Here is a 13,060-nt window from a genome sequence, read left to right on the forward strand (position 1 = left end):
ACTATAATTTAACGACATTAAAACAAAACCCAGTCAACAATGACTGGGTTTTTTGGTTTTAGAGTATAATTTCAAACTTACTTTTGCAATTTTATATCGCTGTAGTAAGCATCTAAACTCGTCACTTTAGTTTGATTTGGCAAATCAGCAAACTCGCTATCACTAAACTTAGTACCGCGTAGCTGCACATTTAAACGTGCTGCTTTTGGGTTTAACATTGTTTGCTGGTAGTAATCTTTAATATCAGCAAGCGTGACTTTTTCCACCTCTGCAATTAATTTTTGTCTTGAATCAAAATCAAAGTTTTCACGATACCAATCGTTAATCAATGGACTCATTTCGTCGCTTAAATTCTTTGGCTGTTCTTTTAACGAAACCAAAGTTGCATTTTTAAGCTGTGCAAATGTTTCCTCAGTCATGGCATTAAGCTCAGAAGCGTACTCTTTTTTAAACTTGTCAAAGCGCACTTGAATGTCTTTCGGCCCTTTCACTGGTGTTTGAATAAATAAACCAATACCTGAGTAATCTTCAATAGGACGCGCTAATGCGCCTACTGCATAAGCAAGTTGCTCTTCAGTACGCATTTTATCAAACGCGATTGTTCTAAAGTGACCTTGCAATACAGCTGCCTGTGCTTTTTGTTTGTAACCAGGAGTTGGGTGAATGGTCATATCGACCACAGCTACATCGGCGACATCAATATCTTTGTGTAATACACGCGCTTCACCCGGTTGCGGTAACCACGCTTTACTGCGTGCAAACTCCGTTTGAGTATGTTTGCTTGGTAAGATAGCCGCTAACTCAGCAGCAATAGCATCAATGTCTTTTTGGTTGTAGTTACCGAAGCTAAATACACGTAAGTTATTATTCGCTAAGGTGCTTTGCTTTAAAGCGTGTAAATCAGCAAGCGTTAGTGTTTTTGCAGCCTTAATTAGCGCTTCTGTATCGAAACTGCCAGTACGAGTCAGCTTTGAATACTCACCAAATGCTTGTGCATAAGGGAACTGTTTTTGTTGATTCAGTAAATCTCGCTGATAACGGTCAATCGCTTGATTAAACGCTTGTGCTGAAATTTCAGCATCAAACCCAGCTAACGCTTGTTTAAGTAAAATATCTTGTTTATCGGTAAAACCACTTAACGATAGCACCAATCCATTACTTGAGCTTAAATTAACGTTCATGCCAGCAATGGCAGCTTCAGTTCGTAACTGACTTAATTGAGTGTTATACAGATCAGCCCAAACAGAATAAAGTACGGTTGAGTTAATATCATGCAAACCTGTTTGCGTGTTGATATACACCTCAACTAAACCTTTAGGTTGCTCTGCAAACTGCTGACTTGCTTGGCGCCAAATTTTCACGCCGTTTTTATCATAGCTAAGCTCAGGGTGCTTCTGCTCTTTAAAAGCTTGCGTTTTAATAGCAAAACTCTCTGGTAGTAAATTGTTAACACTTGGCAATGCTAAATTAAAATCACTTGGTTTTTCCCAGCTGGCAATTTCTGCATCGCTAATATCGTTAATTTTATATTTGCCATCGTAAAAATGCAGCTCAGAATCTGTATCTTCCTGTTGAGAAATATACCAGATGCGAAGTGTATCGGCATTAAGTTGCTTAAGTACATTGTTCACCGCATCAGCATCAAATTGAGCATAGTAGTACGGTGCGTTTATCGCATGATTTAACGGGTAATCTTGCATGCTTTGAGTCAACGCACTGACATAGTTAAACTCATCGCCCTTTTCTAAAAATTTGAACTGATTATTTAAAGAAGTGCGAATTTCATTAAAGTACTTACTATTAACGCCCTCACGCTTAATCAAGTCAATGTATTGCATGATTGTCGCGACAATTGATTCGCGGTTTTTCATACCCTCATCAGTCAGCTCTATATTCACGTTCAAAGAACCGTAGTTGCCATATTGATTTGGAGAGGCAGAGGCTGATAACTGAGATACCCACCCTTTATCACGTAATATTTGCGCTGGACTACCTGGCATTTCATTACTAAGTAAATAGGCAACAAAGCGATTAGGTTTTACTGCAAATTCATTTTGGTTATTAGTAATTGTGAAATCGAGTTGTAATTGTTTTACGTCTTCATTTGGTGAGTAAAAAACACGTTTACCACCAGCATTATCAAAATCTAAGCTAGCAGTAACACTTGGCTTTTCAATATTTTTATTTTCAATGTCAGCAAAGTATTTTTGTGCTTTTTTCTGCATTTCTGAAATTGGTAAGTTCGAAATCAGCGCCACTTTCATAATATTTGATGAGTAATATTTATTATAAAAGTCAACCGTTTCTTTGTGTAATGAACTATCAGCTTTATCGCCTAGGGTTTCAAGGTTACCAATTAAGAATCGGTTAGCCGGATGTTCACCCATCATTTTACGTGCAAGTTTAAATTGGCCGAAAAAGTCCATTTCACGACGCATTGACCATTCAGCATTTACTGCATTTTTTTCTTTTTCTGTGTATTCTGGGTAAAGCTTAGGGGCTTTAAAAAAGTCTGAAAAGCGGTCTAAGCCTTCATCAAACGCATCGTTATTAATTTTAAACATGTAGTTAGTAATATCGAGCCAAGTGTAAGCATTATGCGCGCCGCCGTTTTTAGTCATAAAATCGGAGTACCCTTTAGTGTCTGGGTATCGCTCAGTACCTAAAAACAACATATGTTCTAGGTAATGCGCCATGCCTTGTTGGCTCATTGGGTCGTGTAACAGACCTACACCTACACTAAGTGAAGCCGCTGATTTTTCTGCGCTTGGATCAGAGACTAAAATCACTTCAATATCGTTAGCAAGCTTTAGTGTTTTATATTCACGATTATCGTTAGGGCTTACAACGAGCGTTGGTGATAAAAGTGAGGTTTTTGGTGATTGAGAAAGAGTGGCGGTATTTGAACAACCGCTTAATATTGCTAGTGCAATTGCACTTAAGCCGATGATGTGTTTCATTTTAGTTTTATCCGTTATCGTAGAATAAGGTATTAGCGTTTTAAAAAGACTAAATCAGCTATAAACTACCACTATCAATTAATACTATGCTACTAATTAGCACTTAATTATGTAACACATTGTGAATAACAATCGAATACTCAAAGAAAATAATAAGGTAAGTTATGGAAAAGATAATAATAATGGCCATGTTTGTGCAGGTAACACTTTCATTAGTTGTTATGGTGATTATGGGAAAACGTCGTTTTGCAGCGGCTAAAAATAAACAAATACAGTTAAGCGACTTTGCTGCTATGCGCCTCGATAATGCAGGCGATCATGTGAGAGTAGCGGATCGTAATTTTAGTAATCAATTTGAAATACCTGTGCTTTTTTATGCGGGATGTTTACTTGCTTTACAGCTTAATATGGCAAGTGTCCCTATCGCAGTATTGGCGTGTATATTTGTAGCGACACGCATTATTCATAGCCTCATTCACCTTGGTAGTAATCATTTAAGAGTCCGTTTTAGAGTGTTTTTACTAGGCTGCTTATCTGTATTTGTAATGTGGACTTTGCTAGTGTTGGGCATACTTTATAACTAAACAAAAATAACGGCGAATTTAGTAATTCGCCGTTATTTATTAAAGTTTACTTAGCACGTTTTAAGCGAGGTGCTACTAGCAATAGTGCACCTAATAACCATGCCATACTGCCACTAGAGTCTGACGTTTTTGGTGGTGTAACTTCAACGTTATCAATTAATGTATTCTCTTTTGGTGTTAAGTTTTGTGCTGAATTAGGATCATCATCAAGCACAACCACACTTTGAATTGATACCAAGTTTTCATTACTAATGATTAAGTTTTCATCTGAACATTGCTCTTTAGTAACACCAACTAATGGCACCTGAGAACAATGAACTAAGGCAGCAATTTTATCTAAGGTTTCTTGGCTTTGCGCAGTGACTTGTCCGAATACTGTAAATCCACCATTTTGCAAATCTAAGTTTTGGCTATTATCACTCATGTTAAAAAACCATTGGCTAGTAGCGCTGTTTTCATTACCGCCCTGCTTTGCCATAGCAATTGTCCCTTTAACGTTTGAATAAACAGGTTCGTTTATTACCGCAGGCTTAGTTGTAATTGGATCCATTTCATCAGAAAAAGTAAAACCCCCTCCTTGAATAACAAACTTATCAACAGAGCGATGTATAACCGTTTGATTGTAGGCGGCATCATCAACATAACTTAGGAAGTTTTCTACTGTTTTAGGTGTTTGTTGATCAAACAAGTTAATTTCTATCGTTCCTTGGCTCGTCTGCATTTCGACTACGGTTGCTACGCTTGAAAAACTTGCTGCAGTTAAAATTGACGCTAAGATAAGCTTCTTCATTATTTTTCCTATTTTTTATTGTCATTAGGCGTCATAGAGTAGTGTTATTCATTTTATAAATCGATACATAAGTACTTAACGCTACAATTCACAGCAAATAGATTACACCATAGTTACAACTGTTTACATTTTAATTTTAAACATGTTATGGGGAGTTAATTGCCTGAGTGCCCTAGTGTGCATCACGGTTACTCTTTCTAATGAATTTTAAACCTAGCAAGGTACTTAAAAAGCCCCTTATCAATCACTTTTTTTTTGTTATTATCAACTCACAAAGTGATAGGAGTAAATATAATGACTAACAACACGACTATTTGTGACTTTGGACTACACCAAGGTGAACCTTACACCCAATTGCCCGTTAGCTTTTTGAAGTGGATGATTGATGTTAATCATCAAAAATCTCAATATGCACGAGATGAACTAGCACGAAGAAACAGAGTTGTAGAACAACAGCGTGAAGCCTCACTGGCTGAAAAAACATAAAGAAGTGCGTTTTTTTAATCTCGAACTAGTTTAAACTAGCCACCTACTAGATTGAGCTTTTATTCATCGATAGGTATTTTATGCGTACACTTATTTTTCTTGTTGCTTTCCTTGGTTTATCTGGCTGTGCCAGCGACTCTGTCAATAAACCTGCAGCACAATATTTAACAGTTCTTCATACCAATGATAACCATGGTCGCTTTTGGCATAACGAAAAAGGCGAATATGGTATGGCTGCGCGTAAAACCTTAATTGACCAGCTAAGAGCAGATGCAAAGGCACAAGGACATCAGGTGTTATTATTATCAGGTGGCGATATTAATACCGGCATCCCTGAATCAGACCTGCAATTTGCTGAGCCCGATTTTAAAGGCATGTCGAAAATTGGCTATGACGCAATGGCATTAGGTAACCACGAGTTTGATAATCCATTAAGTGTATTAAAACAACAACAGCAATGGGCTAACTTCCCTCTTTTATCTGCCAATATTTTCGATAAACAAACTAACGAAACTATTTTTGAGCGCTATAAAATATTTAATAAAGGCGGCTTAACCATTGCCGTTATTGGTTTAACAACCACAGACACTGCTAAAATTGGTAACCCGCAATACATTGGTCACTTAGATTTTAAAGATCCGGTTGAAATAACCGCCTCACTTACACAAACATTAAAAACAAAATATAACCCTGACATTACCATTGCGGTAACGCATATGGGCCATTATGTAGATGCTAATTATGGGATCAATGCCCCTGGTGATGTCACACTTGCTCGTTCTTTAGATAAAAACGCCCTTGATATGATTATTGGTGGCCATTCCCAAGAGCCAGTGTGTATGGCTGCTGAAAATGTTACTGATGAGCACTTTAAACCGGGTTTAGCCTGTAAACCAGATCAGCAAAATGGAACATGGATAATGCAAGCCCATGAATGGGGCAAGTATGTGGGAAAAGCGGAGTTTAAATTGGAAAGTGGCCAATTATCACTGCTCAGTTATCAATTATTACCCGTTAATTTATACGTAGATAAAAAGCAAAAAGACGGGAGCGTAAAATCCGTACTTTCAGCAAATTACATTAAACCAGATCCAGAACTGCAAACCTTTTTAGCGGCGTACCAACAAAAAGGAGCAAAGCAAATTGAAGGTAAAATTGGCTTCGTCAATGACAGACTTGAGGGAGATCGCAACAAAGTACGCTTTGAACAAACAAACCTTGCGCGCGTCATCATCCAAGCACAAATGAACACCGTGGGTGCGGATTTTGGTATTATTAGTGGTGGCGGTGTTCGCGATAGCATTAATGCAGGTGACGTGAGCTATAAAGATATACTTAAAGTACAACCTTTCAAAAATCGTGTCGCCTATATCGACTTCAAAGGCAGTGATATTTTAACCTATTTAAACGTTGTGACACGTTTTCCACCCGACTCTGGGGCTTACATGCAATATCATAACTTAGCATTTGAATTGAAAGGTGAGCAGGTAACTAACGTGTTCATTGCTGGAAAACCGCTTGATATAAGCAAAACATACCGCATGAGTATTAATGAATATAACGCTTCAGGTGGCGATAGTTATCCAAAAATCACACAAATTGCAGGTTTTGTAAGTACTGATGAAACTGACTCGCAAGCTTTAAAGCGATTTTTTGCTGAACATAGCCCCGTTGATGCTAGTGAATTTGCACCTAAATAATCTAATGTGAACAGCGAAGAGTGTCATTAAAATGCTAATGACACTCTTCATTAAACTTTATGTGAGAGCAAAGTTAGTTAATCAAACATTTCAGCCCACAAATCACTCACCCTAAACGATAAAACTAAATTACTTTCCTATTATTTCTATATTGCCTTGGCTAACATTTACTAAGCCATAGCTGTGCATCCGTGAACGAGAGCCCTCTCCAAATGCCTTTGGCGGATAATACAACTCCTTCTGCTCTGGGCAATCATTTAATACATCATCTAGCGCCGCACGTATTTCGCTTAAGGTTTTTTCTAAACTGTTATTAAAGTTTGGCCGTTTTCTAATAGTATGCCCGAGTTCAACTAACCGATAAAAGTACTTATTTGCAAGTTCTAGCAACTCCTCGGGCACATTTTTATTATGGTTAAGTTTAACCTCTGGATTATTAGTACAAAATTCAACAAGTGCTAAATAAAAACATAGTGGCTTATTTGCTAAGGCTACTTGTTGCTCAGGATAATAACTATTGGATAATGTTTTACTTTTTAAATCAATCACGAGTGTTAATGACTTTGATTCTGGGGCAATTGAGTCTTGCTCAATACCTAGTTTTTTATTTTTTTGATAAGTAATACTCTGCTTCATCATGAACATAAGTAATACACTAATACCAAAAAGTAGTATATAAATAGTCACTACATCAGGCGAAAAATATGCTTGCTTTAAAGATAAAACAATAAACACCACGCTATTATTACTATTTAGTTTTCGAATAAACTCATCGGCTTTCAAGGATAAGTTAAACTCGTGCTTTGGCACTATCGAAATCACCTGTATACCCGTACCTTGAATCTGAGCATTTACTGTTTGAATATAATGCTGTAAAGCCGCTTTATTACCCGAGTGCTTAAGCAGCTCATTTGATAAATCGAGCAAAGGTAAGTCTAAAGCGATTTGTTTTTCTATTTGGGTTATTTGTAACTTGTTTACCTGTTGCTGTTTATGTGTTGTTGAAATATAAAACACGACAGAAAAAACGATGAATAATATAAAAACACCTAATGACGATACAAGCTTTCTCATTACGACTCCCCTATAAAGGTAACGGGGTAATTATTACATTGCCAATATGGCTCAACATCTTGATAGTATCGAAACGATTGTTCTTTAGACATACTTAGTAAGTGAGACTGCACAGCACATAGTAAATCGGTATTGTTATGCTGCATTTTTAAGTACCAACGGGTACCTGCAACATTACTGCTTATAGGGGTAATATAATTTTTTGAGAAGCGCTTACTATCATTTTCTCTCCAAAAGGAGGCAATAAGATCAACTTGCCCGTTCGCCAATAATTCCCTCAATTCATTATGTGAGCTGGCATAGGTTATTTTTAGCTGAGCAATATTAAGCCCTAATTGCTTAAATGTTTGTTTTGGTAAAATATGCCCAGAGCGGCTAGTTGGATAATCTAGCAGGCCTATTCTTTTGTCTAAAAAATACTGTTTAGTGATCAGTGGCTTTTCTTTTGAAGATATAAAGAACGCGGTGTAATCTGAAAAGCCCACCACGGGTTGATAATTGTAAGTAGTCTCAGCTCTAAACGCTTCCATAATATTATTTTTAGCTAAAATTAAATCCGCAATACCTTTTCCTACAAACTCTAAGCTATCCACTGTTCTGTAGCCCCAATAACCAATCACAGACCCATATTGCTTTGCCACGACTTTATCGTCACACAGGTTTTGAGTGAGCAATTGAGCAACATACTTTGAGGGGGTAAATACTATAAGCTGATTTTGATTAGCTGTTGTCGTTGTTTGACATGTCGTTGATGTTTTTATCATCACAGGAAAGACTATTTCTTTTTCACCCACAACTAAGTGACCTGCAAACCAACTAAACAACAGTGCTATAAACATAAATGTAACAATTGCCGTTTTATGCAACATTAACTTTTTAATATTCAAAAAACACCGATTTAAAATAGAGTAATAACTCATTTGAACAATTTTATTTACTTATTACAATAGGTAATTTTACCCATAAAACTCAAGGTGTTGATTTTAAAGAGCATTAAATAGGAAAGTATGAATTTTATTGAGTCCTTTCTATCATGATGAAAAATGAGGACAATTGACCTTATAAGCTTTTACAAATTAGATATCACACTTACTAGGATGCCTCGATGCAGATAAATGTAAAATATTCGCTTTCATTAACACTATTAATTAGTGCAATATTTGCAAGCACAGACTGTAATGCTTGGGGGCAAAATGGCCACCGCGTCGTTGGGAAAATTGCAGAGTCGCACATAAGCGAAAACACTAAAGCTGCACTTATTCCTTATCTTAATGGTGAATCTTTAGCACAGGTTTCAACATGGCCAGATGAAATGCGCTCTGCACCAGGTGATTTTTGGCAAAAAAAATCATCACGCTGGCACTATATTAACGCAGATGACGATGCAAAATTCAGCTTTAACCACGAACACACTGAACATAAAGAATCAGTAACAAACATATTAGAAGGCATTCACTATTCAATTAAAGTATTGAAGGATGACAAAGCAAGCCTTGCAGCCAAGCAGTTTAGTTTACGTTTTTTAGTGCACTTAGTCGGCGACAGCCATCAACCATTTCATGCAGGTAGGGCTGAAGATAGAGGCGGTAATCGCATTAAGGTTTCTTTCTTCAACCAACAAACCAATCTTCATAGCTTGTGGGATACTAAGCTAGTAGAAAATGAAAATTTATCTTTTACTGAATATGCTCAATTTATAAATACCAACAACAGCGAACTAATTAGCGAGTATTTACACAGTACGCCAACAAGTTGGCTTGAAGAGTCACACAACCTTGCTTTACAAATATACAAATCAACAGATGAGAATATTAGCTACGACTATATTTTCACTAACACCCCTATTGTGAAAACCCGCTTACAACAAGCTGGTATTCGCTTAGCTGGATTGTTAAATACATTATTTGATCCTACTAACAAGAAATCAAAAATGGCTTTAACACAGCAAATCAAAAAATAAATTCAGTTTCTAACTTAAATCATCTAAATGGGAAATCAACATTATGACTAAGCTTCGCCTTTCGAAATTAACTGGAGCAGTAATTCTTGCTCTAGGAGTTTCAACAAGCGCTATGGCTGCTGACACCTCGTCTGCAATGCGTGGTAAAATAACCACACCTTCAGGTGCGAGCGCTGCAAACGTTAAAATTAAGGTCGTTCATCAGCCTACCGGCACAATCAGTGAGCTAACCACCAATGAAAGTGGTACTTTTATAGCCAATGGTTTACGTGTTGGTGGACCATATACAGTGATCATCGACTCTGATACGTTTAACGATACCACCGTTGAAAACATCTTTTTAAACCTTGGCGAAACTTACCGATTAACGTCGCAATTAGCACCACTCAATATTGAAAAAATTGAAGTGTCTGGTTATAAAATTGTCCAACAATCGGGTGGTTCTAGCAGCACGTTTGGTGAAGATACCATCAACAACATGCCTAGCTTTAATCGTGACATTAAAGACATCGCACGTTTAAACCCACTTGCTAGTATTAATGGTAGCGGCGAGCTAACCTTTGCCGGTAGCAACCCACGTACAAATGGTTTAACTGTAGATGGTATTGGCCAAAATGACGACTTTGGTTTAAGTTACGGCGGCTACCCTACTTCGCAGCCCCCTGTAGCCCTTGATGCGATTGAGCAGATCTCTGTTGATGTTTCTCCATTTTCAGCCTCTAAAGGCAACTTTGGTGGTGGTACTATTAACGCGGTAACTAAGTCAGGTACTAACGAACTTAAGTTTTCTGGTTTTTACGAAACATCAACACCAGATATTGCTGGCGATGTAGACAGCATATCTCAAGTGTTTGCTGATAACCGCCCTGTTTTAGATGACGATGGTCACCGCACATACATTGTTGAACAAGTAGAACCTAACCAAACTGAAAAACGCTACGGTTTTAATGTTGGCGGCCCACTTATAGACGATACCTTATTTTACTTTGTTAACTACAATAAATGGTCAAGCGAACTAGATTTAGATTATGGTTTTGAAGGTTCAGGCGCAACCAACGAATACGATGTGAGTGAAGAAAGCTATAACCGTTTCCTTAATATTCTAAATAACGAATACGGCTTAACAGACTCTCTTGGAGGCGACCCTAAAGACACCAACGAAACATTACTTGTAAAATTAAGCTGGAACATTGCTGATGATCATCGCTTAGATTTTACCTATCAGTGGCAAGATGACAAAGATGAAACAAACTTTGGTACTGGTGGCACATCAGTTCAGTTTGCATCAAGTCGTTATACCTACGCAACCAAGTTTAATAACTTTGCTACTAAGCTATATTCAGATTGGAACGAAGACTTTTCAACTGAAATCGGTATTGCATACAAAGATGTATCATCGAGAAGTTTAACAAATTCTGATATTGGTAGCGTTAAAGTTGAAGAATACTTCCGCGGACCTTCTTATAACTTTGGTACCGATGAGTTTCGCCATGCAAATAGCTCAGCAACAGAAAATTTAACACTTTCTCTTGATGCCACTTATTTAATGGACGAGCATGAAATTAACTTTGGTATGCAATATGAGTCGTTAAACTTATACAACCTTTTTGCAGCTAACTCACTCGGTTCATGGGAATTTGATAACTTTAATGGTTTCGAAAATCGTGAAGTAGGTAACTACAAAGGAAAGTACGATTTTAGCTACAGCAATGCCTTTACAAATAACCCTAATGACACCGCTTACGACGCAACCCGTAATCAATTAGCACTTTACATTGAAGATACTTTTTATGTTGGTGATGATTTAGAAGTAACAGCAGGTGTTCGTTATGAGCGTTTATCTTCTGATGATAAACCAACACTCAACGAAAACTTTTTAAACACCTATGGCTTTAGCAATCAAGAAAACCTCGATGGGTTAGATATTATTCTACCGCGTATTGGCTTTAAGTATTTCGCTACAGAAGCATTAACAGTTAACGGTGGTGTAGGTCGTTTCCAAGGTGGTATCCCTAACGTTTGGTACAATAACTCATTCCAAAACGATGGCATTACTTTTGTAGATGCACCTCAAAGTGCTATTAACGATTATTATGCTAATAATCAAGCTGATATCACTCAAGTACCAGATGCCATAAAAGGCTCTTTAGTTCAAGGTGCAGGTAGCACAAACTATGTTGACCCAAATTTTGAACTACCGTCAAGCATCCGTGCACAACTTGGTTTTGAGTACGACTTTGATTCTGAGTTATTAGGTGAAGGCTTTAAATGGCAAGCAGAAATTGCTTATCACAAAAAAGAAAACGAAGCTGTGTGGCATAACACCGCCATTAAACCTGTAGGTGTAGCGGCAGACGGCGAACGTATTATCTATGAAAGTATTTACAGCGGTGACTTAGCTGATAACTTTGATATCGCAATGACTAACTCAACTGATGATGGTCGTTCTGTTATTATTTCAACAGCACTTGCTAAAGAGTGGGAAAATGGCCTTTATATTTCAGCAAGCTATGCACATCAAGATGTAACAGAAGCGTCTTCAGGTTCTTCATCACGTGCACAAAGCAACTATCAGTACAATATCACTAAGAGCCGAAATGAAGACTTTGCTGCCCGTGGTGCATATGAAGTAGAGCATAGCTTTAAAGTTAATTTAGCGTATAACACTGAGTTCTTCAGTGGCTATGCCACAAGATTTAATGTGTATTTTGAACGTCGCTCTGGTCGTCCATTTAGCTATACTATGGGTATGTATCAAGATAGTGACTTAGGTGATACGCGTGACTTTTATTCAAGCTCAGCTTATTTAGCGTATATTCCAACTGGTGCAGATGATGCAAACGTAAACTGGGATGAATCAGGGCTATCATGGAGTGAACTTGAGACACTACTTAATAGAGCGGGTATTTCTGAGCGAGGTCAAATCTTAGGCCGTAACTCAGGCACGCAACCATGGGTTACCACTATGGATATTAGCGTTAAACAAGAGATCCCAGGTTTTGCAAAAGGTCATAGCGGTGAGGTTTACTTTATGATTGATAACTTTGCCAACTTATTAAACAGTGACTGGGGCGTAGAAAAGCGCTTAGGTTTCTCTGACCAAGCAGTTTACGACTTTGGCGGCTTAGACGATCAAGGTCGTTATATAATTGATAGCAGATTTAATGGCGCTGATGTTCGTAACTATAGCCAATATCAAACTAGCTCATCAGCTTGGCAAGCTAAAATCGGTGTTAGCTATAAGTTTTAACCTATAACTTGCACATCAAAAGCTCATAAAATTAAAAAAGCCATTACATGCATGTAATGGCTTTTTTTATGGAAAAAATAATTTTTCATCTGTTTGTCATAAAAACTACTTACTATCTGCACGGTAAAATATTGAAACATAGATAAAATGCTAAATTTCAAAAATAAAGTGTTTTATAATAAAAAAATTACAGTTGAATTTTATTTTTAACAAACAAATAAGGTACACTATGTAAATATTTTTGATTAAGTGTATT

The 13,060-nt window shown here is 37.3% G+C and carries 9 protein-coding genes; 5 read left to right on the top strand and 4 right to left on the bottom strand.

What is annotated here, in order from left to right; all coding sequences use genetic code 11:
- Window positions 1-77: 77 nt before the first annotated feature.
- On the bottom strand, window positions 78-2,960 hold the full coding sequence (locus CWB77_RS03650) for an insulinase family protein (protein WP_138621423.1): 2,883 nt from the start codon (window positions 2,958-2,960) through the stop codon (window positions 78-80).
- A 164-nt stretch (window positions 2,961-3,124) separates the two neighbouring features.
- Between CWB77_RS03650 and CWB77_RS03655 the strand changes: the two genes are divergently transcribed.
- Complete coding sequence (locus CWB77_RS03655) at window positions 3,125-3,544, top strand: MAPEG family protein (protein WP_138621425.1); 420 nt, start codon at window positions 3,125-3,127, stop codon at window positions 3,542-3,544.
- 46 nt (window positions 3,545-3,590) lie between these two features.
- On the opposite strand, the gene CWB77_RS03660 is transcribed toward CWB77_RS03655, so the two are convergent.
- Window positions 3,591-4,334, bottom strand: a complete 744-nt coding sequence (locus CWB77_RS03660; RefSeq protein ID WP_138621427.1) for a peptidylprolyl isomerase — start codon at window positions 4,332-4,334, stop codon at window positions 3,591-3,593.
- A gap of 294 nt (window positions 4,335-4,628) precedes the next feature.
- Here CWB77_RS03660 and CWB77_RS03665 point away from each other — a divergent pair, with 294 nt between their 5' ends.
- Together CWB77_RS03665 and ushA are read left to right on the top strand one after the other, a co-directional pair.
- Window positions 4,629-4,820 carry a hypothetical protein gene (locus CWB77_RS03665; RefSeq protein WP_010389030.1) on the top strand — a complete coding sequence of 64 codons (192 nt, stop codon included), beginning with the start codon at window positions 4,629-4,631 and terminating at the stop codon, window positions 4,818-4,820.
- A gap of 80 nt (window positions 4,821-4,900) precedes the next feature.
- Window positions 4,901-6,520 carry a bifunctional UDP-sugar hydrolase/5'-nucleotidase UshA gene (gene ushA / locus CWB77_RS03670; protein WP_138621429.1) on the top strand — a complete coding sequence of 540 codons (1,620 nt, stop codon included), beginning with the start codon at window positions 4,901-4,903 and terminating at the stop codon, window positions 6,518-6,520.
- A 129-nt stretch (window positions 6,521-6,649) separates the two neighbouring features.
- Here ushA and CWB77_RS03675 read toward each other — a convergent pair whose 3' ends face one another.
- Entirely contained in the window at window positions 6,650-7,594 is a 945-nt protein-coding gene (locus CWB77_RS03675) for a Rossmann-fold NAD(P)-binding domain-containing protein (RefSeq protein WP_138621431.1), read from the bottom strand.
- Complete coding sequence (locus CWB77_RS03680; protein WP_041709394.1) at window positions 7,594-8,463, bottom strand: type 2 periplasmic-binding domain-containing protein; 870 nt, start codon at window positions 8,461-8,463, stop codon at window positions 7,594-7,596. The genes CWB77_RS03675 and CWB77_RS03680 overlap by 1 nt, the downstream gene beginning before the upstream one ends.
- A gap of 236 nt (window positions 8,464-8,699) precedes the next feature.
- On the opposite strand from CWB77_RS03680, the gene CWB77_RS03685 reads away from it, so the two are divergent.
- Window positions 8,700-9,554, top strand: coding sequence for a S1/P1 nuclease (locus tag CWB77_RS03685; RefSeq protein ID WP_055011953.1), 855 nt, complete (start codon window positions 8,700-8,702; stop codon window positions 9,552-9,554).
- Between the two features lie 43 nt (window positions 9,555-9,597).
- Window positions 9,598-12,804 (top strand): TonB-dependent receptor, encoded by a 3,207-nt coding sequence (locus CWB77_RS03690; RefSeq protein WP_138621433.1) that lies wholly within the window; start codon window positions 9,598-9,600, stop codon window positions 12,802-12,804.
- Window positions 12,805-13,060: the final 256 nt, after the last annotated feature.

Origin of the sequence: Pseudoalteromonas sp. S1610 (assembly GCF_005887465.1) — a bacterium.
GTDB classification, from domain to species: Bacteria; Pseudomonadota; Gammaproteobacteria; order Enterobacterales; family Alteromonadaceae; genus Pseudoalteromonas; species Pseudoalteromonas undina.